General features: G+C 67.9%; 25 protein-coding genes. 10 read left to right on the top strand and 15 right to left on the bottom strand.

Translation table 11 applies throughout. From position 1 onward, the window contains the following. Positions 1-32 precede the first annotated feature (32 nt). Entirely contained in the window at positions 33-515 is a 483-nt protein-coding gene (locus tag C0R07_RS11450) for a classical arabinogalactan protein 4 (RefSeq protein WP_102788959.1), read from the bottom strand. 65 nt (positions 516-580) lie between these two features. Between C0R07_RS11450 and msrB the strand changes: the two genes are divergently transcribed. From msrB to C0R07_RS11425, 5 genes are all read left to right on the top strand, one after another. Next, positions 581-1,048 (top strand): peptide-methionine (R)-S-oxide reductase MsrB, encoded by a 468-nt coding sequence (gene msrB / locus C0R07_RS11445; protein ID WP_019185751.1) that lies wholly within the window; start codon positions 581-583, stop codon positions 1,046-1,048. 91 nt (positions 1,049-1,139) lie between these two features. Continuing rightward, positions 1,140-1,994, top strand: a complete 855-nt coding sequence (motA, locus tag C0R07_RS11440; RefSeq protein WP_019185750.1) for a flagellar motor stator protein MotA — start codon at positions 1,140-1,142, stop codon at positions 1,992-1,994. A gap of 9 nt (positions 1,995-2,003) precedes the next feature. Then, positions 2,004-2,951 (top strand): flagellar motor protein MotB, encoded by a 948-nt coding sequence (gene motB / locus C0R07_RS11435; protein WP_070471635.1) that lies wholly within the window; start codon positions 2,004-2,006, stop codon positions 2,949-2,951. Between the two features lie 103 nt (positions 2,952-3,054). Next, complete coding sequence (locus tag C0R07_RS11430) at positions 3,055-3,576, top strand: hypothetical protein (protein ID WP_070471634.1); 522 nt, start codon at positions 3,055-3,057, stop codon at positions 3,574-3,576. Positions 3,577-3,590: 14 nt separating this feature from the next. Beyond that, positions 3,591-3,866: a DUF4031 domain-containing protein gene (locus C0R07_RS11425; protein ID WP_019185747.1), complete on the top strand. Its 276-nt coding sequence runs from the start codon at positions 3,591-3,593 to the stop codon at positions 3,864-3,866. 42 nt (positions 3,867-3,908) lie between these two features. Here C0R07_RS11425 and C0R07_RS11420 read toward each other — a convergent pair whose 3' ends face one another. Continuing rightward, the gene (locus C0R07_RS11420; protein WP_102788958.1) at positions 3,909-4,451 is read right to left on the bottom strand and encodes a DUF6630 family protein; all 543 of its coding nucleotides are present in this window, start codon (positions 4,449-4,451) and stop codon (positions 3,909-3,911) included. Between the two features lie 136 nt (positions 4,452-4,587). Here C0R07_RS11420 and C0R07_RS11415 point away from each other — a divergent pair, with 136 nt between their 5' ends. Beyond that, positions 4,588-4,839, top strand: a complete 252-nt coding sequence (locus tag C0R07_RS11415; RefSeq protein ID WP_102788957.1) for a DUF3297 family protein — start codon at positions 4,588-4,590, stop codon at positions 4,837-4,839. A 144-nt stretch (positions 4,840-4,983) separates the two neighbouring features. On the opposite strand, the gene C0R07_RS11410 is transcribed toward C0R07_RS11415, so the two are convergent. Beyond that, positions 4,984-6,627, bottom strand: a complete 1,644-nt coding sequence (locus C0R07_RS11410) for a Na+/H+ antiporter (protein WP_102788956.1) — start codon at positions 6,625-6,627, stop codon at positions 4,984-4,986. 131 nt (positions 6,628-6,758) lie between these two features. Continuing rightward, positions 6,759-7,568, bottom strand: a complete 810-nt coding sequence (locus tag C0R07_RS11405) for a dioxygenase family protein (protein ID WP_046272905.1) — start codon at positions 7,566-7,568, stop codon at positions 6,759-6,761. Positions 7,569-7,679: 111 nt separating this feature from the next. Here C0R07_RS11405 and C0R07_RS11400 point away from each other — a divergent pair, with 111 nt between their 5' ends. Further along, the gene (locus C0R07_RS11400) at positions 7,680-8,561 is read left to right on the top strand and encodes a LysR family transcriptional regulator (RefSeq protein WP_102788955.1); all 882 of its coding nucleotides are present in this window, start codon (positions 7,680-7,682) and stop codon (positions 8,559-8,561) included. Between the two features lie 12 nt (positions 8,562-8,573). Here C0R07_RS11400 and C0R07_RS11395 read toward each other — a convergent pair whose 3' ends face one another. Next, positions 8,574-11,522, bottom strand: a complete 2,949-nt coding sequence (locus C0R07_RS11395) for a bifunctional diguanylate cyclase/phosphodiesterase (protein ID WP_102788954.1) — start codon at positions 11,520-11,522, stop codon at positions 8,574-8,576. A 306-nt stretch (positions 11,523-11,828) separates the two neighbouring features. On the opposite strand from C0R07_RS11395, the gene C0R07_RS11390 reads away from it, so the two are divergent. Further along, positions 11,829-13,949 (top strand): M13 family metallopeptidase, encoded by a 2,121-nt coding sequence (locus tag C0R07_RS11390; protein ID WP_070471630.1) that lies wholly within the window; start codon positions 11,829-11,831, stop codon positions 13,947-13,949. A 132-nt stretch (positions 13,950-14,081) separates the two neighbouring features. Here C0R07_RS11390 and C0R07_RS11385 read toward each other — a convergent pair whose 3' ends face one another. After that, positions 14,082-14,999 carry an oxygenase MpaB family protein gene (locus tag C0R07_RS11385; RefSeq protein WP_102789031.1) on the bottom strand — a complete coding sequence of 306 codons (918 nt, stop codon included), beginning with the start codon at positions 14,997-14,999 and terminating at the stop codon, positions 14,082-14,084. A gap of 317 nt (positions 15,000-15,316) precedes the next feature. On the opposite strand from C0R07_RS11385, the gene C0R07_RS11380 reads away from it, so the two are divergent. Then, positions 15,317-15,931 (top strand): hypothetical protein, encoded by a 615-nt coding sequence (locus C0R07_RS11380; protein ID WP_026070179.1) that lies wholly within the window; start codon positions 15,317-15,319, stop codon positions 15,929-15,931. Positions 15,932-15,970: 39 nt separating this feature from the next. On the opposite strand, the gene C0R07_RS11375 is transcribed toward C0R07_RS11380, so the two are convergent. The 8 genes from C0R07_RS11375 to C0R07_RS11340 form a co-directional block, all read right to left on the bottom strand. Beyond that, positions 15,971-16,315, bottom strand: coding sequence for a hypothetical protein (locus C0R07_RS11375; protein ID WP_070471629.1), 345 nt, complete (start codon positions 16,313-16,315; stop codon positions 15,971-15,973). A gap of 29 nt (positions 16,316-16,344) precedes the next feature. Further along, entirely contained in the window at positions 16,345-17,118 is a 774-nt protein-coding gene (locus C0R07_RS11370; protein WP_019185736.1) for a LytR/AlgR family response regulator transcription factor, read from the bottom strand. Continuing rightward, a complete protein-coding gene (locus C0R07_RS11365; RefSeq protein ID WP_046272900.1) occupies positions 17,108-18,367 on the bottom strand; it encodes a sensor histidine kinase in 1,260 nt (419 codons plus the stop codon). The genes C0R07_RS11370 and C0R07_RS11365 overlap by 11 nt, the downstream gene beginning before the upstream one ends. 287 nt (positions 18,368-18,654) lie before the next feature. Continuing rightward, entirely contained in the window at positions 18,655-20,304 is a 1,650-nt protein-coding gene (locus tag C0R07_RS11360; protein WP_019185734.1) for a M28 family metallopeptidase, read from the bottom strand. A 69-nt stretch (positions 20,305-20,373) separates the two neighbouring features. Continuing rightward, positions 20,374-21,627 carry an RNA polymerase sigma factor gene (locus tag C0R07_RS11355; RefSeq protein WP_102789030.1) on the bottom strand — a complete coding sequence of 418 codons (1,254 nt, stop codon included), beginning with the start codon at positions 21,625-21,627 and terminating at the stop codon, positions 20,374-20,376. Between the two features lie 55 nt (positions 21,628-21,682). Then, positions 21,683-22,093, bottom strand: a complete 411-nt coding sequence (locus tag C0R07_RS11350) for a VOC family protein (protein ID WP_070426526.1) — start codon at positions 22,091-22,093, stop codon at positions 21,683-21,685. A 27-nt stretch (positions 22,094-22,120) separates the two neighbouring features. Further along, positions 22,121-22,543 (bottom strand): VOC family protein, encoded by a 423-nt coding sequence (locus tag C0R07_RS11345; RefSeq protein WP_102788953.1) that lies wholly within the window; start codon positions 22,541-22,543, stop codon positions 22,121-22,123. 27 nt (positions 22,544-22,570) lie between these two features. Further along, positions 22,571-22,990, bottom strand: a complete 420-nt coding sequence (locus tag C0R07_RS11340; protein ID WP_019185730.1) for a YciI family protein — start codon at positions 22,988-22,990, stop codon at positions 22,571-22,573. A gap of 187 nt (positions 22,991-23,177) precedes the next feature. Between C0R07_RS11340 and C0R07_RS11335 the strand changes: the two genes are divergently transcribed. Beyond that, complete coding sequence (locus C0R07_RS11335) at positions 23,178-23,552, top strand: YciI family protein (protein WP_019185729.1); 375 nt, start codon at positions 23,178-23,180, stop codon at positions 23,550-23,552. A gap of 6 nt (positions 23,553-23,558) precedes the next feature. On the opposite strand, the gene C0R07_RS11330 is transcribed toward C0R07_RS11335, so the two are convergent. Further along, positions 23,559-25,643 (bottom strand): NHL repeat-containing protein, encoded by a 2,085-nt coding sequence (locus C0R07_RS11330; RefSeq protein ID WP_254427825.1) that lies wholly within the window; start codon positions 25,641-25,643, stop codon positions 23,559-23,561. Between the last annotated feature and the right edge of the window lie 40 nt (positions 25,644-25,683).

Raw genomic sequence — 25,683 nt, 5'->3', positions numbered from 1 at the left:
CATTCATGCTCCGCGTCCCAGCGCCGCAGCCCTCACGGTTTTATCTGCTGGCCATCGCCACTGGGCACCGCGTCGTAGTAACGCCCCGTGCGGGTATCGAGCACGCGGTTGGGGCCCACCTGCTTGACCCCCGGAATGATCCGGCCGTTTCGGTCGTAGACCTTGCTCTGCACGGCCGGCCCCCGCATCGGCGCCGGCTGCGACGGGCCTTTGCTCTGGATCGGGTGCGTGCGCAGCTGCTGTTGGGTCTGCGAGGACGATTTCACCGGCGCCATCTGCCCGGACAGGCTGTCGGCCGGGGCCGGCTGCGCGGGGATCGGCAGGGGCGCGGGGGTCGGCGGCGGGGCCACGACCGGGCGGGTCGCGGTGGGGGTGGGTGGCGGCCCGATCTGCGCGGCCGCGCCCAATGGGAGCAACGCCAGCAGGGCAGCGGCAAGGCGGCGTGGGCGGTACATGGTGATCTCCCGGCGGCGGTTCAGGTCTTCACCATGCACCTGCACGGGTATCAGCACCATGAACGCCGGCTTGTACCTTGAGAGGCAAAAGCCCAATCTAACTGCCATACCAATAGGGAACCTTTATGACGGCTTTTGACCTGTCCCCACCTACCGACGCCCAGCGCCAAGCCCTGGTGGCCGGCCTCAGCGCCGATGAGCAGCGTGTCCTCCTGCACCACGGCACCGAGGCGCCGTTCTGCGGGGTGTTCCTGGACAACAAGCAGGACGGGGTCTACGGCTGCCGGTTGTGCGGCCTTCCGCTGTTCCGCTCCAGCACCAAATTCGACTCCGGCACCGGCTGGCCGAGCTTCTTTGCCCCCTTCGATCCGGCCCATGTCCGCGAGATCCGCGATGCCAGCCATGGCATGGTCCGCACCGAAATCGTCTGTGCGCGGTGTGACAGCCATCTCGGCCATGTCTTCCCCGATGGCCCGCCGCCGACCCATGAACGCCACTGCCTGAACTCGGTCTCGTTGTCGTTCACCCCCAATGGGCAGGCCTATCCGGACCCGCTGCAACGCGGTGGTGCCGAGGCTGGCCCGGCAGGCTGAATCCGGGAAAGTGTGACGTCGAGCGAACGCCCCCCTTCAGAAAGGGTGTGAAGGGGCCGACATGGAGGTATCCCCTTCCCGCGTCGGCCCCATGCTCATCATCGTTGGACTTCTCGTCGTCATCCTCAGCGTGCTCGGCGGTTACGTTGGGGCGCACGGCAAACTCGGCGCGCTGTGGCAGCCCTACGAACTGGTGATCATCGGCGGTGCGGCGCTGGGTGCGTTCCTGGTCGGCACGCCGGTCAAAACCGTGAAGCAGACCCTGGCGGCCACCGTGGGCGTGTTCAAGGGGCCACGCTACAAGCAGCAGGACTACATCGACGTCCTCAGCCTGCTCTATGAGCTGCTCAACAAGGCCCGCCGCGAAGGATTCATGGCGCTGGAAGACCACGTCGAGCGCCCGGCCGAAAGCAGCATCTTCGCCAACTACCCCAAGGTGCAGGCCGACCACCACCTGGTCGACTTCATCACCGACTGCCTGCGCCTGATGATCGGCAGCAACATCGAGCCGCACGAGCTGGAGCCGCTGCTGGAGCTGGAACTGGAGAAGCACCATGGCGAGGCGATGCAGCCGGCCGCGGTGCTCAACAAGGTCGCCGACGGCCTGCCCGGCTTCGGCATCGTCGCCGCGGTGCTGGGCATCGTGATCACCATGGGCTCGATCGGCGGGGAAATCACGGAAGTCGGCGCGCACGTCGCCGGCGCGCTGGTCGGCACCTTCCTGGGCATCCTGCTGGCCTATGGCTTCGTCGGCCCGCTGGCCTCGGCCGTGGAAGCGCGCGCCGAACAGGACGCACGCATCTACGAATCGGTCAAGACCGCCCTGCTGGCCTGCCTGCGCGGCTACAACCCGAAGATCGCCCTGGAATTCGCCCGCAAGACCCTGCCGTCCAACGTGCGCCCGGGCTTCAGCGAGTTCGAACAGCACCTCAAGACGGTCAAGTAAGGCAGCGCCATGGCCGAGACCAAACCCACCGTCATCGTCCGCCGGGTCAAGAAAGCCGGTCATGCCGCGCACCATGGCGGTGCCTGGAAAGTGGCCTACGCCGACTTCGTGACCGCGATGATGGCCTTCTTCCTGGTGCTGTGGCTGATGGCCGCCACCAGCAAGCCCGAGCGCGCGGCGATCTCCGAATACTTCCGCAACCCCAGCCCGCTGGCCGGCAGCAGCTCCACCCCGGCCCCGGGCATGGCCGGACCGGGCGGCGCCAGCACCTCGATGATCAAGCTGGGCGGCGCCACCGACATCTCGCGCGGCAACAGCAACGATCCCTTCCAGAACCAGCAGGCCTCCCGGCCCGTGCCGCAGCAGGACGAGCGCGAGCGCGAAAAACGCCAGCTTGAAGCGCTCAAGCAGGAGCTGGAAGAAGCGATCAGCAAGAGCCAGGCGCTGGAACCGTTCAAGGATCAGCTGCTGCTCGACCTCACTCCGGAAGGGCTGCGCATCCAGATCGTGGACAAGCAGAACCGGCCGATGTTCGACATGGGCAGCGCCTCGCTCAAGCCCTACACGCGCGCGATCCTTCGCGAGCTGTCGCAGTTCATCAACCACGTGCCGAACCGGATCAGCATCACCGGCCATACCGATATCACCGCCTACAACGCGGCCCACGGCTACAGCAACTGGGAGCTCAGCGCCGATCGCGCCAATGCCGCCCGGCGGGCGCTGCTTGATGGCGGCATGACCGAGGACAAGGTAACCCGGGTGGTCGGGCTGTCCTCCTCGGTGCTGTTCGACCGCACGCAGCCGGACAACCCCATCAACCGCCGGATCAGCATCGTGGTGATGACCAAGGCAGCCGAAGCGGCGGCCTTGGCCGGCGCCGGGCAGGAAGTGGCGCTGTCGCCCACCGCTGCCGACGCCGATATCCAGGCGACGCTCGCGCCGGCTGTCGCGCCTTAAGGGGCGCGACGAAGGCAGCAGCAGAGGGAGTTCAGGGAATCCGTGGAGCCGGCCAGCGGCCGGCACTACAATGGGTCTTTCCTTTTGTAGATAGACCGCACCCATGTCCAAGCAGTCCAAGGCCAAGCGCGACAAGCGCAAGAAGCAGCAGCCCAAGCGCCCGATCAACCGCCTCAACGCCCAGCAGCCGGTGCAGAACCATGCCGTGCTGACCAACGAAGAAGGCCAGGTCGTCGCCGCGATCGGCCTGCAGGGCACCGAGTGGCTGCTGGCCATCGGCGGCCAGACCATGGGCAACGCCGACAACCCGGTGCCGATGCTGGCCATGCTCAAGCACCTGTCCAACGTCCAGGAAAAGGAAGGTCGCAAGGTCAACCTGGAGTACTCGACCCAGCTGCAGCAGCTGATCGACGACCTGGCCGCCGACGAAGGCAAGACCGCCGACGAGTACCTGGCCCAGCTGGTCTCCGAGTTTGAAGGTGTGGAAGGCGAGGAAGGCGAGGAAGGCGAAGACGCCGAAACCGCTGCCGACGCCGGCGACGACGCCAAGGTGGCAGACGAGGCCGGCACCGATGCCGCCGCCGACGCCGCCCCGGCCGCCAGCGACGACAAGCCGCAGGCCTGAGCCACGGCGATCCGGTGACGGTCTATATCGACGATGCGGTACATCCCTGGCGCGGCGAGCGCTGGGCGCATCTGATGGCCGACACCCTGCCCGAGCTGCACGCCATGGCGGCGCAGCTCGGGATTCCACGGCGGGCGTTCCAGAACCGCCGCAGCGGCGCGCACTACGACGTGCCCGCCCCGCTGCGCCTGCAGGCGATCGCCCTGGGCGCACAGGCCATCTCACGACATACGGACCGCGAACGGGTCAAAGCCGTGATCGCCAACGCAAGAAGCCAGTATCAGGCGTAGCTGCCGACCGTGGGTCAGCATACGCAGCCCGCAATCGCGCCCTCAGAACGGATCGCTGCCCGGCCGTACTTCCACGCCCAGCAGCGAGCACAGCGCCAGCATCGCATCGTCATCGCGGTTGAGCGCCATCCAGCCGGCCAGCGTGTCATTGCCGGTATCCACGCTCCACAGCGCGTAGTTGTGCTCGCGCAGGCGGTCGTGGGCGGTGGTCATCAACATCGGCGCATCCACCTCCGCCGCGAAGTCCTCATCGTCCAGGTCGCCGCCCCAGTCGATCTGCAGGTTCCAGCGCGCGGACAGCTCGTTCACCGCCGACATCAGCGCATCGGCATCGCCCCGCTCCACCTCGAACCCGGACTGCCAGGCAATCGCGGCCATCATGGGCGGCAGCCAGTCGGCGTCCCCATCGATGCCCTCGCCGCTTTCCAGCAGCGCCTCGCGCCAGCGGTTGAACTGCTGCAGCGCCAGTTCTTCATCGCCCGGGTTGATCAGCACGAACAGATTCCAGATCCGCGCCTCGAAATCGTCCTCGTCGAAATCGCGCTCTTCTTCTTCGAAGTCGAAATAATCGCTGTTGTCGGGCATGGCCGGTAATCCTGGAGACAGGGGCGCATTCTGCCGTGCAAGGGCGTTGGCAGGAAGCGAAATTCGGCGCGGGGCCCGCCGCGGTTTATCCTGTGCGGCAGAAGACGGCCTTGGTGGTCGTCAGCATCCTGTGACCATGAGCGATACCCCTCCCGATCACCTGGCGATCAACCCGGCCAGCCCCTTCCACGATGCCGCTGCGCTGGAGCGCGGCGTGGGCATCCGCTTCAACGACGTCGAGCGCGACAACGTTGAAGAATATTCGGTCAGCGAAGGCTGGATCCGCGTGCAGGCCGGCAAGGCCCGCGACCGCCGCGGCCACCCGATGACGATCAAGGTCAAGGGCACCGTGGTGGCCTACTTCCTGGATCAGAAGCCGGACGCCTGATCCGACGTCTGCCGGAGACGTCTGATCCACGTGTGGCGGGGTAGAGCCACCCCACGGGTGGCTGCGCGGACCCATTGGAACCCTCGCGTCAGGGACGAAGCGCAGCCACCCATGGGGTGGCTCTACCCGTGGCACGGTGCGGCCTCAATCGCGTTGCCGCGTCTCCAGCAGATCCAGATTGCGGATCAGCCTGCGCGAGATCTCATCGGAGATCTTGCCCCGCCGGGTCAGGCGGAACAGCTCTTCACGCTCGGCGGTCAGCCCCGCGGTGCGCAGCTGGCGATAGCCCTGCTCCATGCGCTTGACCTTCTCCGGATCCGCATCCGGCCCGGCTTCCTTCTCCAGGTTGCGCTGGTACAGCAGGCTGACCCGCGAGGCGGCGTCGTTGTAGAGCTGCACGTTCTCGGTGGTCTGGTTCTGCACCAGCTGCTGGCGCGTGCGCTCCACGCCGGCCAGCGCCGCCTTGGCGGCCAGCTTGCGGGCCAGGTCCTCTTCCTTGCGCTCGCCCGAATCGGCCGGCAGTTCCAGGCCTTTGAGCAGGCGCGGCAGCGCGATGCTGGCACCGACCAGCGAGATCAGGATCACCGCCGCGGCCAGGAAGATCACCAGGTCGCGTGCCGGGAAGGCACTGCCGTCGGGCAGGAACAACGGCAGGGTCAGCACGCCGGCCAGGGTGATCGCACCGCGCACGCCCGCCACCGAGGTCGCCACCACGATCCGCCAGGAGGTGCCCTGCCGGGCCTCGCCCCGATGGCGCGCACGCAGCAGGCTCCAGCGCAGCGACAGCCACACCCAGGCCAGGCGCAGCAGCACCAGCGCCAGGTTGATCACCACCACATAGACCAGCAGCCACCACGCACTGTGGTGCCCGCTCTCGCTGACGGTCTTGATCGCGCGTTCCACGATGCCCGGCAACTGCTCGCCCAGCAGCACGAACATGATCCCGTTGAAGCTGAACTGCAGCATGTTCCAGACCGCCGTGCGCTGCACGCGCATGCTGCCCGAGACGCGGCCGGTAAGCTCCACGTAGCTCATCGTGACCCCCGCGGCGACCGCCGAGAGGATGCCCGACGCATTGAGTTCTTCAGCCAGCAGGTAGGCCGCGAACGGGATCAGCAGGTTGACCAGCAGCGCCGCACCCGGCTCCTCGCCGAAGCGCCGCCACAGCCAGCGCTGGAAGGTGGACACGCCCAGCGTCACCGCCACGCCGATCGCCAGTCCGGCCACCGCCACCCACAGGAAGGTCAGCGAGGCATTCGCCAGCGAGAAGGTCCCGGTCATCACCGCCGCCACTGCGAAGCGGAAACAGACCAGGCCGGACGCATCGTTGAGCAGCGACTCGCCTTCCAGGATGTGCATCAGCCGCTTGGGAATCGGCGCGCGCGAGGCGATCGAGCTGACCGCCACCGGGTCGGTCGGGGAGATGATCGCCGCCAGCGCGAAGGCCACCGCCAGTGGCATCACCGGGATCATCCAGTGGATCAGGAAGCCGGCGCCGATCACGGTGAACACGACCAGCCCGAAGGCCAGTTCCAGGATTACGCCCTTGTCGCGGAACAGGCCCTGCTTGGGGATGCGCCAGCCATCCAGGAACAGCAGCGGCGGCAGGAGCAGCAGGAAGAACATCTCCGGCTCGAGCGCGTGGCCGCGGTTGAATACTCCGGCAATGACCGCGCCCAGCCCGATCTGCACCAGCGGCAACGGCAGCGACAACGGCAATACGCGGACCAGGTAGCCGCTGGCGACCACCGCCACCAGCATCGCCAGAACGACTTCAATGGTATGCATGCATTTTCCAGTAAGCAGCGCGGGGGAGGCTGCGGACAGCCGGCGCCGGAAACAGGAAAAAACGTACCACACGTGCGCCGCCACGCGAATGCGCGGGGCGTGGCAGGCTCAGTCGGCGGACAGCCGGCCCCTCATGCGGCGCGCTGCTGCGCGTCGGCGCCATCGAAGCGATAGATGTCCATCGCCAGGAAGCCGGCATCGATCCCGGCATCGATGCGCTGCGCACCGAGCGCTTCGCCACCGGCGGCGCCCATCGCAAAGTGCAGCGGCTGCAGGTGCTCGTCGCTGGGGTGCGCCTGCACCGCGTGCGGGGCCTGGCGGCGGTAATCGATCAACGCGGCGCTGTCATCGGCGGCCAGGCGCTGCTCGACCCATTCGATGAAGGGCCGCACATAAGGGGCCTCCTTGCCGTCCGCGTAGCTGCGCCAATCGTGCAGGTTGTGGGTGATGCTGCCCGAGCCGATCAACAGCACGCCCTGCTCACGCAGCGGCGCCAGCGCGCGCCCCAGCGCGAACTGGTGGGCCGGCCCGAGCAGTGGCTGGATCGCCAGCGGCACGACCGGGATGTCCGCCTGCGGATACAGGAACCGCAGCGGCACCCATGCACCGTGATCGAGACCGCGCTGTGGATCGATCGCGGTCGGCAGACCGGCAGCGCCCAGCCGCTGCGCGACCTCCTGCGCCAGCGCGGGCTCGCCCGGGGCCGGATACTGCAGGTCGAACAGTGCCTGCGGGAAACCGCCGAAATCGTGAAGGGTGGGCGGCTGGGCGTGGCCGCCGACCGCCGGCTGGTGCGTCAGCCAGTGCGCCGAGGCCATCACGATCGCGCGCGGGCGCGGCAGGCGCGCCGCCAGCGCGGCCAGGCGCTCGCCCACCAGACCGGGATGGAGTGCGGTCATCGGCGAGCCATGGGAGATATAAAGGGACGGCAAGCGGGACATCACGGACTCCAATGGCAGGACCCAACGGGTCGATCTGCAGATCAGCGTATTGCGGACAGATCGGCCAATAAATACGATGCATCGACGCTGTTTATTTCGGAAAAAGAAACAATGGACACTCTGGACGCCATGCGTGTGTTTGTCGCCGTGGTCGAGCGCAATGGCTTCAGTGCCGCCGCGCAGGCCCTGGACCTGTCCACCGCCGGGGTGACCCGGCAGATCGCGGCGCTGGAAAAGCGCCTCTCGACCCGGCTGCTCAACCGTACGACCCGCCGCGTGAGCCCCACGAGCACGGGCGCGGCCTATTACGCCGAGTGCGTGCGGCTGCTGGCCGAGTTCGACGCGCTGGAAGCCGGCATCAGCGCGCAGGCGCTGGAGCCGTCTGGGCGGCTGCGGATCAACGCGCCGGTCAGCTATGGCATTGCCCGCCTGGGCCCGCTGCTGGCTGGTTACCGCGCGCGCTACCCGCAGGTGGAACTGGACCTGTCGCTGTCCGACCGTCTGGTGGACATGGTCGAAGAAGGCTATGACGTGGCCATCCGCATCACCCGCCAGCCCAGCCCGGCCCTGATCGCGCGCAAGCTGGGCGACGCGCAGATCAGCCTGTGCGCAGCGCCGTCGTACCTGGACGCGCACGGGCGCCCGCAGCAGCCGGAAGACCTGTCCGCGCACGAGTGCCTGCACTACAGCTACTGGGCCGGCGGCGATGCATGGCAGTTGCACGGTCCGCGCGGGGAGGTCTCGGTGCCCGTGCACGGCGGTGTGCGTGCCAACAACGGCGATGTGCTGCGCGAGGCCGCGATCGCCGGCATGGGCATCATCGTGCAGCCGGATTTCCTGGTCGCCGAGGCGCTGGCCGATGGGCGGCTGGAGCGCGTGCTGCCCGAGTGGCAGGTGCCGGGCGTGGGCATCCATGCGGTGTACACCAGCCGCAGCCACCTGGCCCCGAAGGTGCGCAGTTTCATCGACTACCTGGTGGACGCCCTGGCGTGATGGCGCGCGCCGCTATGCCTCCACCGATTCCAGCTGCCCGATGAGCCGTGCCAGCGGCATCGGCCGGCCGAGCAGATAGCCCTGCACCTGGTCGCAGCCATGCGCGGCCAGCCACTGCAGCTGGCCCGGGGTTTCCACGCCCTCGGCGATGATGGTCAGCCCCATGCTGTGGCCCAGCGACAGCAGCGCGCGGCAGATCGAGGCATTGCGCGGGTTGGTTTCCACGTCGGCCACGAAGCTGCGGTCGATCTTGAGGATGTCCAGTGGCAGGTGCTGCAGGTAGGACATGTTGGAATAGCCGGTGCCGAAATCATCCAGCGAAATGCAGATGCCCTGCTCGTGCAGGCGCTGCATGGTCTGTTTGGCCTGGCCCGGCTTGCGCATCAGGCTGCTTTCGGTCAGCTCGACCTGCAGCGCACCGCGGGCCAGCCCGAATTCGTGGCTGGCGCGGGTGAACTCGGCCACCAGGTCGCTGTTGAAGAACTGCACCGCCGAGACATTCACCGCGATCGGCAGGTCCCAGCCCGCGTCGACCAGCTGCCGCTGCGCCTGCGCCGCGGCGCGGATCACCCAGCGGCCAAGCGCGAGGATCAGCCCGGTGTCTTCGCACAGCTGGATGAACTCGCCCGGGGGAATGAAGCTGCCATCCGCCTGCGGCCAGCGCAGCAGGGCTTCCAGCGCGGCCGGGCTGCTGTCGCCGGCGTGGCAGATCGGCTGGTAATACAGCTCGAACTCGGTGTCGATCGCACTGTGGATGCGGCCGGCCAGGCGCAGCCGCTCGGCCAGGCGCGAACTGACGGTCGCGTCGTACCAGGCGATGACATTGCCTTCGTCGCGCGCCGCGTGGGCGGCCTGCGCGGCCATGCCGATCACCTGTTCGGCGGTGCTGGCATCGTCGCCGGCCTTCACGGCGACACCGATGCGCGGCTCGAACTGGTGGAGCCAGTCCTGCCCACGCACCGGTTCGGACACGGTCTGCACCAGGGTGTCCAGCGCGGTCTGGCGCTGATGGTCGTCGCGGATCGCGAAGATGAAATCCTCGGCGGGCTGGAACGCCAGCAGCCCGTAGCGCACGCCGAGCCCGCCCAGGCGCTTGGCCATCGCCTGCAGCACCACGTCGCCGACTTCGCGGCCCAGCGTGTCCGACACCAGCTGCAGGCCGCGGAACTGCACGTACGCGATCGTGTACGCCCCGCCCTCCTCGTCCAGCTGCGCGGCGAGTGCGCGCGTATTGAGCAGACCGGTCGCCGGGTTGTGGGTGGCGTGGTACGCCAGATCGCGCTCGTAAGCCAAACGCTCGCTGACGTCCTCGGCCAGTACCAGGCAGGCCTGGCGGCCGTCGAAATCCAGCCGCGCCAGATGCGCACGCACCTCGAAGACGCTGCCGTCCTTGCGCTGGTGCAGGCGGACCTGCGCATCCTGCACGTCGCCGATGCGCGCCTGCGCGATCGCCCCGCGGATCTCCTCCCAACCCTCGCGCGGGCGGATGTCCAGGATGCTCATCGCCAGGAACTCATCGCGGCTGTAGCCGTACTGGCGCACCGCCGCTTCGTTGACCTCCAGAAAGCGCAGCGTGTCCGGATCGAACACCCAGAACGGGGCCGGATTGCGGTCGAACAGCAGCCGGAACTGGCGCTCGGCCTGCTGCACCCGGGCCAGCGCATCGACCCGCTCGCTGACATCGGTCAACGCACCGATCATGCGGCGCTGGCGGTCCACCACCGCCACGCGCTGGCCGCGCGCGGCGACCCAGCGGGTCGCGCCACCCGGCAGCACCAGGCGGAACATCTCATCGAGCACGCCGCTGCCGGCAAAGGCGGCATCGAAGGCCTGCTGCATGCGCGCGGTATCGTCGTGGTGCACGCGCGCGAAGAAATCCGCGACGGGCAGGCTTTCGATGTCGATGCCGAAAATCTCTCGGGCCAGCGGCGACCAGCGCAGCAGGCAAGCATCCTCGTCCACGTACCAGGTACACACCTTGCCGACCTGGTGGGCCATGCGCAGTTCGGCGTGGCCGGTACGCAGCTCCTCGCTCAGGCTGTCCTGGTCGCGGGTGGCGCGGCGCAGGCTGACATAGACCGCGGCAAACAGCGCCCAGTACAGCAGGTAGACCCCGACCGAGGCCTGCACATACGGCCACCAGGCCGCCAGCACGTCGCGCCGGCCCAACCCGGCGTACACCGCCAGCGGGTACTGGGCCAGCGTGCTGAGGCTGGAGATGCGCTCGACGCCATCGACTGCACTGGTCTCGGTCCCCAATGGGGTCAGGGCATCGCGGCGCAGCAGCTCGCGCCTGGCCAGGCCGAAGCGGCGCCCCACCACGCCGACCGGATCGGGGCTGCGCGCCAGCACGTAGCCCCGCGGGTCGGTGATCGAGATCACCCCGGCATCGCCGGTATCCATGCCGCCGATGATGGCCTGCAGTTCCGCCGTGCGCAGCCGTGCCAACAGCCAGCGGTCACCGCCCATCGGCAGCGCCAGCGGCAGGATCCAGTGCGCGGCATCCAGCGCCTGCGGCGGCCCGAGGAAAACCTGGCTGCCCAGGCCGCGGTTGTCATCCACCGCCCAGAGCGGCAACTGCAGGTCGCCACTGCCACTGGTCAGGGCCCGCCCGTACTGGTCGACCACCACGATGCTGTGCAGTTCGGCATGCCGCTGCAGCGCCCCGGCGATGCTGGCATCGAGCAGGTCCGGTGCCTGCGCCGGCACCCGCTGGAAGAGCAGCGCGCCATCGCGGGAGATGCCCTGCATCACCCGCTCCAGGTTGCGCAGTTCCAGCCGCAGCAGGCGCTGGGCGCCGGTGGCCAGCGCCGAGCTCTGGCGCTGCGCGGCTTCCTGTCGGCGCTGGCAGTCATTGAGCAGCGTCGCCACCAGCCCGGCGCCCAGCAGCACGCCCAGGGATACCCCGAGCCACACGAACGTCCGCAGTGGCCGTGCCAGGGCACGGTTCAACGCGGGCATCGCAACCCTTTTCCCGAACGACAGGCTGACTTCATCTGTAAACGCTTCCTGGTTTCCCCAAACCTGAGCGGCCGCTGCCCGGGATTCTTGACGCCTTGCTCGTCACACCGGCGCCAGCCGGCGCCCGCAGAATCCGTGCAGGCCCCAGCATGCACCAGCGCGTACGGCACGGGAAGCACCGCGGCCAGGGTTCACATCGGTGAACCCGGAAGACCGGCACACCCGGTACCCGATGCCGCCGAAGCCGGCATAACCGCGCGCCCGGTACGGGATTAGACTTGGGTGTTTCCGTTGCTGAGAAGCTCAATGTCCAAGCTGCGCCGCCCCACCCTGATGCTCGCCATTGCCGCCAGCCTGTCGCTGAGCCTGGCCGCCTGCGACCGCGAGGCCACTGCACCGGCCGCGTCCGCCCCCGAGACCACCCCGGCCGAACCGGCCGCGCCCAAGCCGCAGCTGGGCAGCTTCGGCTTCGACGCCGCCGGCATGGACCGCAGCGTCGCCGCCGGCGATGACTTCTTCGGCTTCGCCAACGGTACCTGGGTCAAGAACACCGAGATCCCGGCCGACCGCTCCAGCTACGGCAGCTTCAACGTCATCTCCGAAAAAACCCTGGCCGACACCCGCGCGATCCTCGAAGGCGCTGCGGCCGACACAAAGGCCGAGGGCGAGGCCAAGCTGATCGGCGATTACTACGCCGCCTTCATGGACGAGAGCGGCATCGAGTCGCGTGGCGTCGCCCCGGTCAAACCGGAACTGGACGCCATCGCCGGCATCAACGACAAGGCCGCGCTGGCCACCGCGCTCGGCGGCACGCTGCGCGCCGACGTGGACCTGCTCAACGCCACCAACTTCTACACCGACCGCCTGTTCGGCGTGTGGGTCTCGGTGGATCTGCTGCAGCCGGACCGCACCGCGCCGTACCTGGTGCAGGGCGGTCTGGGCCTGCCGGACCGTGATTTCTACCTGCAGGGTGGCCGCATGGCCGAGATCCGCAAGCAGTACCAGGCCTACATCGCCCAGGTCCTGCAGCTGGCCGGCGTCGCCGATCCGGCCGCCAAGGCGCAGCGCATCCTCGCGCTGGAGACCAGGATCGCCCAGGTCCACGCCACCCAGGAAGACACCAACGACGTCGCCAAGGGCGCCAACGCCTGGAAGCAGACCGACCTGAGCGCCAAGGCACCGGGCATGGACTGGAACGCGTTCCTGGCCTCGGCCGGGCTGGACGCCCAGCAGGACTTCATCGTGTGGCAGCCCAAGGCCGTCGCGGGCATCTCGCGCCTGGTCGCCACCGAGCCGCTGGAGGTCTGGAAGGACTACTTGGCCTTCCATGCGCTGGACCGCGCCGCGCCGTACCTGCCCAAGTCGTTTGCCGATGCGCGCTTCGCCTTCCACGGCACCACGCTCAACGGCACCCCGCAGCAGAGCGAGCGCTGGAAGCGTGCGGTGGATGACAGCAACCATGCCGTCGGCGAAGCGATCGGCAAGCTGTACGTCGAACGTCATTTCGATCCGGCCACCAAGGCGCGCGCGGACGCGATGGCCAAGAACATCATCGCCGCGTTCGCCAAGCGCATCGATGCGCTGGAGTGGATGTCGCCGCAGACCAAGGCGCGTGCCAAGGCCAAGGTGGATGGCCTGACCGTGGGCATGGGCTACCCGGACAAGTGGCGCGACTACGCCGGTCTTGAGATCAAGCGCGATGACGCGTTGGGCAATGCCGAGCGTGCGGAGCTGTTCGAGTACCGCCGCAACATCGCCAAGCTGGGCAAGCCGGTGGATCACAGCGAGTGGGCGATGCTGCCGCAGACCATCAATGCGATGAACGTGCCACTGGAAAACCGCCTGGTGTTCCCGGCCGCGATCCTGCAGCCGCCGTTCTTCGACGGCGCGGCCGATGATGCGGTGAACTACGGCGCGATCGGTGCGGTGATCGGCCATGAGATCAGCCACGGTTTCGACAATGCCGGTGCGCTGTTCGATGAGACGGGCAAGCTGCAGAACTGGTGGACGCCCGAAGATCTGAAGAAGTTCAACGCGGCCGGCGATGCACTGGCGGCGCAGTTCAGCAGCTACACACCGTTCCCGGGGGTATCGGTGAATGGTCGTCTGACGCTGGGCGAGAACATTGCGGACGTGGCAGGTCTTTCGACGGCCTACGATGCGTATCAGTTGTCGCTGCAGGGCAAGCCGGGCCAGACGCTGGAAGGCTTCACGCCGGATCAGCGGTTCTTCCTGGGGTTTGCGCAGGCATGGCGGAGCAAGGCGCGTGAGCAGGCGCTGCGCAATTCGCTGTTGACCAATGTGCATGCGCCGGGCCAGTTCCGTGCGTTGACGGTGCGCAATCTGGATGCGTGGTATCCGGCCTTCGAGGTGAAGGAAGGCCAGAAGCTGTACCTGGCGCCGGAGAAGCGGGTCAAGGTGTGGTGAGGTGCGTCATCGCACGTTGCTGAGATGAGAGAACGGGCGCTTCGGCGCCCGTTTTTTTTTCGCTGTAGAGCAGCGGGTCCCGGAAGCCTGTGCGTGCCCGACCCAACCAGCGGACACAGGGCACTTGCCGCTTCAAGGCCAATCAGCAAGCACCCCAGCCGACACACCCATCCGCGTGCACGCCCGCGTCGCCAGCCCGTCCTGCAGCGCGCGCCGGAACAACGGCGCCATGCCTTTGAGCATCACCGCCGACGCCCGCGACTGCGCACGCTGCATCGGCGTGCGCTGGATCATCGCGGTCGCCCAGTCCGGCAGCAGCGCTGCACCTGCACCGAGGAACAGCTCACGCGAGAGACCCGCCATCGGCACCGGCAGGCGGATGCCTGACAGGACCGCCAGCACCTCGCGCGAGCGCGCATCGAACACCAGCTGCGATTGCTGGCGCGCGAAGTACGCGTCCACCTCCGCTTCCGACGCGGGAACGTCTACAGCGCCAAGCGCTTCGGCCACGCGCTTGTACTCACGGTAGTACCGGTCGGCGACCGCCGTAGGCACGTCGCGGCAATAGCGTCGGCAGCCCTGCAGGAAGCCGTACGCTTCAGTGACGTGCACCCAGGTGAGCAGCGCGGGATCGTCGGCGGAATACGCGCGGCCATCGGCGGTGTGACCGCGCACCTGGGCATGGATGCGGGTCACCTTGGCGATCAACGCCTCGACTTCCGCGGTGGATGCGTAGGTCGTTCCCGCGACGAACGCGGTGGTGCGGCGCAGGCGGCCGACCAGGTCATCGCGGAAGTTGGAGTGGTCGTACACACCGGCCAGGGCCAGCGGATGCAGGGTCTGCAGCATCAGGGCGCACAGGCCGCCGGCGAGCATGCCGGGAAACTCGGCATGCACCCGCCAGGTGATGCTGTCGGGGCCGAACCAGCCGGGGTCGCCCAGCGGGTGGTCGTAGTCGATCCCGCTTTGGCCGCGGGGGAAGGCGCCCAGCACCCAGCGGCGTATGGGGGCGGTGGCAGGGCGGGCAAGCGAACGCAGCAGGGAGGACATCAGCAGTACCGAGGGCGAGCGGACCGGCATTTCGCGCGGATGCGTCAATTCTGCGTGATACCGGTGGGGCTGGCGAGGCGGGTGCCCGACAGGGCCTGCGCATTGTGCAGATGCAGCATGGGAGCCGCCGTCCAAGCCGTATTTACCCGGCGATTTACGTGCCGCAGTGCGCAAATCCGCTGCGGGTTTGCCCATTCAGGCAGAAATGGCGCCGGATCTTTGCGCTTTGCCCATTGCCAAGCGCCGTGAAAGTGCTAGAACTGGATACGCCACAACGTCGTCCAATGCGCTGCCGCACGTTCCAGAAGGAGCTCGTCATGATCGCTTTGTTCAAAGGTTTGGGTCTGCTGTTGCAGGATAACGAGCTGTACAGCAGCCCGTTCGAAAAACAGGTCGCGCATTGGCGTAACAAGAGTGAACAGCAGATCCGCGAAGAAGTCGCGGTACTGGCCAAAGCCAAGGGCCAGTGGCTGATGGCCTCGATCGTGGGCTGGCAGGCGTCCTCCCTGCTCATCCTCGGCCTGATCAGCAACTACCTGTGGAAGGATGACTTCCATATCACCTTCACCCGCGTGGTGATCGTGTTCGGTTCATGGGTGTCGATCCTGTTCGTGATCTGGTTCATGGCCAACATGTTCGATCACACCGCCGGCTTCGAGCGCTGGATGAAGGCCTTCAACAGCCGCGCCCGGATCACCTCCGATGCCGATACGGTCGAATGCGTGGCCGAGGCGCTGGACATGGCCCAGCACTATCCGGAAGTCCTGGATTACAAGCAGGCGGTGAGCGCCAAGCGCGAGCTGCGCCACGAGGACATCCGCATCATGCGCGAGATCGGCCGGATGAAGCAGCACACCGAACTGGTGGGCCAGCTCAATCATGTCGGCGAGCAGCCCAACGGCACCAACCTGCATCTGCAGCCCGCGTTCTGACCCTACTGAAACGCGGGGGGAGCCACGATGCCACCGTGATCACTCACGGTGGCATTGTTCTTTCTGGACCGCGCTGACGCAATGCTGGAAGCCAGCCGGCAACCCCGCCATCTGCTCGGTCTTGCCGACTGCCACCGACAGCCGGTGCAGGGGCGGATAGGCGCAGTCCTTGTCCTTCCCGCAGCGCGCATCCAGCACCAGGTAGTGGCAGTGGCCACTGCTGCTGGCGATGCAGTCGAAGCTGGCCACGCCGTTGTCGACCGTGGTTTTGCTGTACAGCGTATCCACGCCGTTGGCGCGGATGCGGGTGACGGAGGTGTTGTTCGATTGCTGGCAGGCCGCCAGCATCAACACGCAGAGACTGGCGACAACGGCGGTACGCATGGCAGGCTCCAGACGAAAGGAAAGGCGCGTTACATCCCGCGGAACAGGCTCATGAAGGGCTGGCTGACGTTGAGCACTTCGGTGCGGTGCTTCAAGCGCAGCTGGCCGCGGCCGGTGTCATCGCGGGTGACCGCGGCGACCGCCTTCATGTTCACGATGGTGGAGCGGTGGATCTGGCGGAAACGTTGCGGATCGAGCGCATCCAGCAGTTCACGCAGCGAGGTGCGCAGCAGGCTTTCACCCTGCTCGGTGACCACGGTGGTGTATTTGCTGTCCGCACGGAAGTAGATCACATCTTCGAGCATGATCAGCTGCGTGTCGCGGCCGTTGCTGGCGGTGATCCAGGCCAAAGGCGGCGCGCTTGAGGCGGCGGCGGGCTGATTGCCGAGGCGCTGCAGCAGCTGCTCGAGCATGCCGCTGTCCGGGCGGCCGAGCTGCATGCGGGCCAGGATCCGCTCGCGCGTGGCCAGCAGGCGCTCATCGCTGACCGGCTTGAGCAGGTAGTCGATCGCACCCTGTTCGAAGGCGTCGATCGCATACTGGTCGTAGGCGGTGACGAACACCACCTGGGTGCGCGGGCTGATCTCGGGCAGCGCGCGGGCCACCTCGATACCGGTGATGCCGGGCATGCGGATGTCGAGCAGGGCCAGGTCCGGCTTCAGCTCGGCCAGACGCTCCAGCGCACTGGCACCGTCCTCGCATTCGGCCACCAGCCGCAGTTCCGGCCACAACCGCTGCAGCTGCGCGACCAGCGACTGGCGCAGCAGGTCTTCGTCTTCGGCAATGAGGGCGTCAAGCTGCATGGATCGCCTCGCGGGCATCGCGCGGCAGGGTGATCGTCGCTGCCACGCCGGTGGGGAAATTGGACACGATCGCCACGCCAGCGTGCTCACCGCAGGTCAGGCGCAGGCGTTCGCGCAGGTTCTTCAGGCCGATCCCGGTACCACTGGTGCCCTGCCCGAACCCGAGGCCGTCGTCGGCCACGGTGAGGGTGACATGGTCCTCGAAGGCGCGCGCGATGATCCACACCGTGCCGCCGCCGGGTTTGGGTTCCAGGCCGTGTTTGATCGCGTTCTCGACCAGGGTCTGCAGCGCCATCGAGGGCAGCGGCAGGCTGAGCAGGGCCGGGGGCACGTCCACCTGCAGGGCCAAGCGGGCGCCCATGCGGATCTTGAGGATTTCCAGGTAGGCCTGGGTGCGCTCCAGCTCCACGCCCAGGGTCGACATCGATTCCTCCACGCTGGGAAGCGAGCTGCGCAGGTACTGGATCAGGTGCCCGAGCATCTGGTCGGCGCGCGGCGGATCGGTGCGGGTCAGCACCTGCGCGTTGGCCAGCGTGTTGTAGAGGAAGTGCGGCTCGACCTGGGCGTGCAGCAGGTTGAGCTTGGCCACCGACAGTTCCTTCTCGGTCGCGGTCTGCTCGGCGGCGGCCTGCTCGTCGCGGCGCTGCTCGGCCACCCGGCGGGTGATCGCACGGCCGACCGCTTCGGCGTTCTCGTGGTTGCTGCCTTCGTCGACCGCCAGCAGATCGGCCCAGACCCCGGCATCGGGCTCGAACAGCAGGGTCACGCTGCTGGTGCCCTGCCCCGGCGTGACCGTGGCGAGCACGCTGTTGCGCTTGATCGCCAGCCGCGCAGGCAGGTTCCAGCGGGACGGCGGGCGGCCGTTGTAGGGATCCACGCGGCGCACATAGGCACGGACCTGCAGGCTGCCGGGCGCACTTTCGATGTCTTCCACGCGTGGCAGCTCGGCGATGGCGGCCTCGACCAAGGCGAAGGCCGGGCCGGCGTCCATCGGCACCTCGATCTGGCGGCGCTGGCGGCTGGACAGGGTGGCCGCGTCCAGGCGTCCGGCGACGTGCTGCACGCGCCGGATATGGGCGATGCAGCTGCCCAGGGCGGTCACCATCACGAACAGGGCCAGCAGGCCGAACACCCAGCCGGGGCCTTCGTCCATGCCATGGAAGAAGCCACTCCAGACAAACCCCGCCACCACGATGGCGGCGGCCCAGGCCAACAGAATGCGGAAGATCAGGGAGAGGCTGGCGAACACGGCGGCGTCATCACATAGGGAGTGAGGCGAGCATAGCCCCGCCGCCAGCGGGAACAAGCGGCATGCGACGAAGGCAGGGAATGGTGGGACGAAGCGGTGTAGAGCCACCCCATGGGTGGCTGGCTTTCTTCCGGAACCGCGAAGCCACGCATGGCGTGGCTCTACGTCTGGGTTCGGAACCGCGAAGCCACGCATGGCGTGGCTCTACGTCTGGGTTCGAGACCGCGAAGCCACGCATGGCGTGGCTCTACAGCGGGGGTCCGGCCGGCGTGCCGGCCGGACGCGCCTTATTTCCGCTCGGCGGCGCTGGCGTCACGCGGGGCGCGGAACTGGGAGTCTTCGCTCCAGTTCGGCCAGGCGCGCGAGTTGGCCAGCTGGTTGCCCAGCGTGTACAGCACTTCCAGATCGCGCGAGGCGCCGGCGAAGGTCCAGTCCGGCTGCCACTCGTCGCCCTGCTGGTGATAGCGCTTGGCGGTGTAGTCATCCGAAGCGGCCTTGCCGGCCGCCACGCCCCCCTCCACCCAATCCTGGCCCGCCGAGTACGACACTGCCGGCACGCCACGCTTGGCGAACGGGAAGTGATCGGAGCGGAAGAACAGGCCGGCTTCCGGCTTCGGGTCCGGCGTGTAGCGGATGTCCCAGCCCTTGGCGACGTCTTTGAGCTGGTCCAGCAGTTCCAGCTTGGCCGAGCCGTAGATGCCGAAGTCACGCGAGGGGCTGAAAGGCGCCATGCCGTCCATGTTGATCAGCGCAACGGTCTTGCCCAGCGGGTACAGCGGGTGGGTGGCGTAGTACTCCGAGCCGAGCAGGCCCTTTTCCTCGGCGGTCACGGCCAGGAACAGCACCGACCGCTCCGGGCGCTTGCCCTTGGCGAAGCCACGGGCCAGTTCGATCAGCGAGGCGGTGCCGCTGGCGTTGTCCAGCGCGCCGTTGAAGATGGTGTCACCGTTCGCGTCCGGCTTGCCCACGCCGATGTGGTCCCAGTGGGCGCTGTAGATCACCGTCTCGTCGGGATGCTTGCTGCCTTCCAGGCGCGCGGCCACGTTGTGCGAGGTGATCACCTCGGTCTTGACCGCGTACTTGGCCGAGAAGGTCTCGCCCTTCAGCTCCACCGGCTTGAAATCACGGGTCTGCGCCTGCTTCTTGAGCGCCTCGAAATCCAGGCCCGAACGCTTGAACAGCTCCACCGCCAGATCGCGCTGGATCCAGCCTTCCAGCAGCGGATGCGCCTCGGCCGGGTTGTCGCGGACCACGTCGAACATGGTGTTGGTGTTGGAGCCGGCCACGGTGGCCCAGCCGTACGAGGCCGGCGCGGTCTCGTGCACGATCAGCACGCCGAGGGCGCCCTGGCGCGCGCCTTCCTCGTACTTGTAGGTCCAGCGACCGTAGTAGGTCATGCCCTTGCCGTCGAAGTCGCCCTGGCCGGTTTCGAAGTCCGGGTCGTTGATCAGCACGACGGCGATCTTGCCCTTCAGGTCCACGCCCTTGAAATCGTCCCAGTTGCGCTCGGCGGCCTTGACGCCGTAGCCGAGGAAGACCAGCGGCGCGTTCTTGATGTCCACCGCGCTGGCCCCGTTCATCGCGGCGCGTACAGCGATTTCCTTGCCCTGGCTCAGCGTCTGGGGCTTGCCCTTGCTGCTCAACGACAGGCTCGGGGTGCCGACGATATCGCCCTTGAGCAGCGGCACGGCCTGGGTCCACAGGCGCTTGCCGTCCTTGAGGTCGCCGCCCGGCTGCAGGCCCGCCGCTGCGAACTGCTTGCTCAGGAAGGCGATGGTCTTCTCTTCACCGGCAGTGGCCGGCGAGCGGCCTTCGTAGGCGTCCGACGCCAGTTCCTTGACGTCGGCGGAGATCCGCGCGCCATCGAATTTGGGGGTGGCGGCCATCAAGGCCGACGACACCGACAACGCCAACAGGCTGATTACCACACGCTTCACGCTGCACCTCATGACTGACCGACAATCGCCCGAGTGTAGGCCAGAGCCGCCGCGCAGTGCAGTGCCGGTCTACACGGCTGCCGCACGGGCCAGCAGCATCGCCTTCTCACGCGCATTCGCGGTCAGCGCGGCCGCACGCTGGAATGCCGCCCGTGCTTCGGCGTGCCGCCCCAGCTGGGCCAGCAGGTCGCCCTGCACCGCAGCCAGCGGCGCATAGTCGCGCAGCCGCGCATCGTCACCGAGTGCGTCGACCAACGGCCATGCGGCCGCCGCGCCCTGCGCCCGCGACAGGGCGACCGCATGGTTCAACGCAATCACCGGCGAGGGCTGCCGCTGCGCCAGGCGTGCGTACAGCGTGGTCATCCGCGCCCAGTCGGTGTCTTCGGCGCGGCGAGCGCGTGCGTGACACTCGGCGATGGCGGCCTGCAGCGCATAGGGATCGTCACCGCCGCCCAGCGCCATCGCCTGCTGCAGCGCGGCCTGGCCACGCGCGATCTGCAGCCAGTCCCAGCGCGTGCGGTCCTGGTCAGGCAACAGGATCGGCGTACCGGTGGCATCGGTGCGGGCGGCGGTGCGCGAGGCCTGCAGTTCCATCAGGGCGAGCAGCCCCTGCACCTGCGGCCAGGTCGGCAACCGACTGGCGAGCACGCGGCCCAGCCGCAGCGCTTCGTCGCACAGGGCCGGGCGCATCCAGTCATCGCCGGCACTGGCCGCATAGCCTTCGTTGAAGATCAGGTAGACCACCTCCAGCACCGAGGCCAGGCGCTCCGGCAACGCCGCCTGGCGCGGCACTTCGAATGGCACCTGCTTGTGCGCCAGCGTGCGCTTGGCGCGCACGATGCGCTGGGCAATGGTGGGCTCCGGCGCGAGGAACGCGCGTGCGATCTCATCGGTGGTCAGGCCGCCGAGCAGTCGTAGCGTCAGCGCGACACGCGCGTCGGCGGCCAGCACCGGATGACAGGCAACGAACATCAGCCGCAGCAGGTCATCGCCGATGTCGTCTTCCAGCGCATCGCTGTCGTCCGGCGCCGGCAACGGCAGCGGCGCCAGCGCACTAGTGAACTGCGCGTGCTGGCCGGCGACGCGCTGGTGCTGGCGCAGCACATCGATGGCGCGGTTGCGCGCAGTGGTCATCAGCCACGCTCCGGGATTGTCCGGCACACCCTGGCTGGGCCAGCGCTCCAGCGCGGCCAGCCAGGTGTCCTGGACCAGCTCTTCGGCACGGCCGACATCGCCGCCGAGCAGGCGGGTCAGGCGGGCGGTCAACACTGGCGACTCCATGCGCCAGATCGTCTCCAGTCGTTGCGTCAGTGCCGTGTCCATGCGGCTGATCAGAGCACCGGTGCGGCCGGCGCACAAGCCGCACCGCGGCGTGCCATCACCCCGGTTCGCCGTCCATGTGCGCGATCTCCCACAGGTGCCCATCCAGGTCCTGGAAGCCCCGCTGGTACATGAAACCGTAATCGCGCGCCGGCTGCGGCTCGCGGGCACCGGCCTTCAGCGCCTTGTCCACCAGCCCGTCGACCGCCTGGCGGCTCTGCGCCGACAGGCAGGTGATCACCTCGGTCTGGCGGCGCGCATCACTGATCGGCTGGGTCGTGAACTGCGCGAAGAACGTCTCCACCAGCAACATCACGAAGATGCTGTCGCTGATGATCATGCAGGCTGCGTTCTCATCGGTGAAGGTCGGGTTGAAGGTGTATCCCAGGGCGGCGAAGAACGTCTTGGACGCCTCCAGGTCGCGCACCGGGAGGTTCACGAAGATCATCTGCTGCGTAGCGTTGGTCATGTGGATGGTTCCTGTTGAACGAAAGATTCAGGGCTGCTTCATGCAGTTGACCATCCACGGCTTGCCGTAACGGTCGATCAGAAAACCCCAACGATGGGCCCAGAAGGTTTCGGTGATCGGCATCTTGATCTCGCCCCCGTCGGCCAGCGCGTTGAACACGCGCTCGGCCTCCTCGATCGAGTCCACATCGATGTTGATCGTGGTGCTGCCCTGCCCGTCGGGCGACGGGCCGTCGGCGGCCATCAGGATCGCCGAGCCCACCTCCAGTTGGCTGTGCGCGACGTGGTCCAGTGTCTCCGGCGGCATCTCGCCACAGCCCTCCTTGCTTTCCATGGGCGGCATGTCGCGGTACTTCATTTCCGAGGTGACCTTGCCGCCCAGCACCTGCGCGTAGAAGGCCATGGCGTCATGGGTCTTGCCGTTGAAGCCGAGGAACGGAATCAGTTTCATGGGAATGCTCCAGGGATGCGGGGTGGATTAGTCGGCCGTGCCGATCTGGTCGCGCAGACGCTGTTCCTGCGCCTGTAATTCGGGAGTGAAGGCGGCGCCGAAATCCTCGGCACTGAGGATCGGCCGCAACTCGACCACATCGCCAGCGGCGAACGGCGCGCGCTTGAGCCACTCGGTGGCCTCGTCCAGCGAGCGGACCTGCCACAGCCAGAACCCGCAGACCAGCTCGCGGGTTTCGGCGAACGGCCCATCGATCACCCGCGGCGGCTCGCTGCCGAAGGCCACGCGGCGGGCGCGCGAGGTCGGGTGCAGGCCCTCGCCGGCCAGCATGATCCCGGCCTGGACCAACTGCTCGTTGTACGCGCCCATCGCGCGGATTTCCTGCTCGGTCGGCAATTGACCGGCCTCGGTGGCGGCGGTTGCCTTGACCAGTACCATGACTTTCACGGGGTGCTCCTGTGTGCCAGCCCGGAACCCGGGCCGTTCACTGGATACAACGTGCCAAGGGGATGGAAATCGACACGCACGACGAACTATTTTTTCGTCGCTGAACAGGGCCGCGCTGCGGCGCTGCAACACGCCACGACCGCGGGCTGGGGCATCATGCGGTTTCCCCGCCCACCCTGGTCCGGCCATGCAATTTCTTCTGCTGATCTATATCGACGAGGGCCTGTTGCAGGCCCTGCCCGGCGACGAATACGACCGCCTGATGCATGACTGCCTGCACCACGCCGACCGCCTGCAGGCCGAGGGCACCCTGGTGCTCGCCCAGAAGCTGGAACCGGTGGACAGCGCGCGCACGCTGCGCGTGCGCCAGGGCCAGACCCGCATCACCGATGGCCCGTTCGCCGAAACCCACGAACTGCTGGCCGGCTTCAACCTGATCAACGCACCCGACCACGCCGAGGCGATGCGCATCGCGCAGCAGTTCCCGTGGTCGCGCTTCGGCAGCATCGAGGTACGCCCGCTGGCCGACATGGACGCCGAACGCGTGCGCGTCGGCGCCTGACACCGCTCAAGGCAACAGCGTGATCTTCAGCTCGCGCGGGCCGATGGCCTCATTGCCGCTGTAGTCGCGCGCACTGGCCCGCAGGATGTACTCGCCGGCCGGCAGTGCATCCGGTTGCCAGCGTCCGGTCTCGACCAGCCCATCGCGCACCGAGTTGGTGACCAGGTAGCGGAACCGGGTGACCGCGCTGCCATGCACGGTGATGCCGCTGTCCGGCGCGTAGGCCACGCGGGTGGCGCTGTCTTCGCGCGGCATCCGGTTGAACACGATGTTGAAGCGCGGCTGCTCGTACCCGGCCAGCGGCTGGCCCTGCGCATCCAGGACCTGGTAGCCGACCTGGTACAGGCCCAACCGGCGCCGTGGCAGATTGCGGTCCACCTGGTCCCACGCCTCCACCACGATCTGCACGCCCGGCCCCTGGCGCGGGATCGCGACGCGCCCGTCGGCACCCGCCTTGACCGGCTGGTCCAGGTCGTCCAGCACGGCGACCTCGGTGATGCGCGGCGCGAACGTATCGGCGTAACCGGTGAAGCCCAGTGCCACCGCATTGCGCTCGAAACCACTGGCGCCCACGCTCAGGTGGACATGCGCCATCCGGTTGATGCTGCCCAAGGCTTCGCCGGCGGCGAACCGGGTGCCGCGACGCACGCGGATGCGTTCGAGCTTGCCGTCCTCACCGGACACCTGCTGCCAGCGCGCATCGAACGGCCGATCGCGCGGATCGCGGCCAACCTTCATATGGATGTATTTGAGCCGGCCCAGCGAAAGGCCTTCGGCCTGGCCGCCGACCGACCACGCCGCGAACGGCGTATCGACCTTGCCATCGGCGATCGCCAACACCGGCTGGCCGACATCGCCGCGGATATCGAACCCGCCATGCAGATGGTGCCGACTCTCGCCTTTGAAGTCCCCGCGCACCTCACCCAACGTGCCCACCACTTCGTGCCACCCGTCCTGCGGGGCCAGTGGCCACCGGCCGGCGGTGTCGGGCAAAGGAGCGTCCGGTGCCGGGCCGATCAACGCCGGCGGCGCCGTCTGCCCAGGCCCGAGGGCACGCAGCCGGTGCACACGGTAGGAGGCGGCATCGGCCAGATAGAGGCCGCCCTCGGCATCCAGCGCGAGTGCGGTGGGCCGCGCAAAGCGGGGCTGCGGCGGTACCCCGGCCAGTGCCAGCTGATGGCCCTGGGCCGAGATCTGCACCACCTTGCCGTTGATGTCGCTGGCGTAGATCACCCCGTCATGGGTCACCGCCAGCGCCATCGGTCCGCTGAGCAGGCCGCCATCGGCGACCCGGGTGCCCAGCGTGCCATCCGGGGCGAGTTGGCGGATCGCGTTGTTGAACAGATCGGCGATCAGCAGGTTGCCGTGCGGATCCAGTGCCAGCGCCACCGGCGTATCCAGGCGGGTGGCCGCCCCGATACCATCGACCAGGCCCGGACGCTCGCCACCGGCCACGGTGTGCACCCGTCCATCGGGTTCGATGACGCGGATGCGGTCGTTGTAGGTATCGGCCACGAAGACGCGGCCGCCCGCATCCACCGCCACGCCCATCGGCCCATCGAAGCGCGCCTGGGCGGCCGGGCCATCGACGAACCCCCGCTGACCATCACCGGCCAGCGTGCTTACCGTGCCATCCACCGCAATGCGGCGGATCACGTGGTTGCCGGTATCGGCAACATAGACATTGCCGCCCGCATCCAGTGCGATCCCGGAGGGCGTGTTGAACTGCGCCCGCAGGGCGGCGCCATCGCGCCAACCCTCGCCCTGCCCGGCCAGCGTGTCCACGCGACCGTCGGGATGAACGCGGCGGATGCGGTTGTTGTCGCCGGCATCGGCGATGTAGACCACGCCATGTGTGTCCACGGCCAGGCCGTACGGATCGGCGAAGCGCGCCTGGGCTGCGGGGCCTTCCGTACTGCCGCCCACGCCGTCGCCGGCCAGCACGCTGATTGTCGGCGTCCAGCCCAGGGCCGTCGCCACCGGGCCCGGTGGCGGCGCCGGCGCGGCCGGTTCACGCAGGAAGGTCCAAACCAGCGCTGCCGCCATCAGAGCGGCGATCAGCACCACCATCGTCCATCGTCCGCGCGTCATCGCTGTCCTTGCTGCTGTTCGGGACACGACCTTAGCCGCT

Origin of the sequence: Stenotrophomonas bentonitica, assembly GCF_002887735.1 — a bacterium.
Classification (GTDB): domain Bacteria; phylum Pseudomonadota; class Gammaproteobacteria; order Xanthomonadales; family Xanthomonadaceae; genus Stenotrophomonas; species Stenotrophomonas bentonitica_A.
Note: the sequence above shows the minus strand (reverse complement) of the source record. Positions and strands in the feature narration are given on the sequence as shown.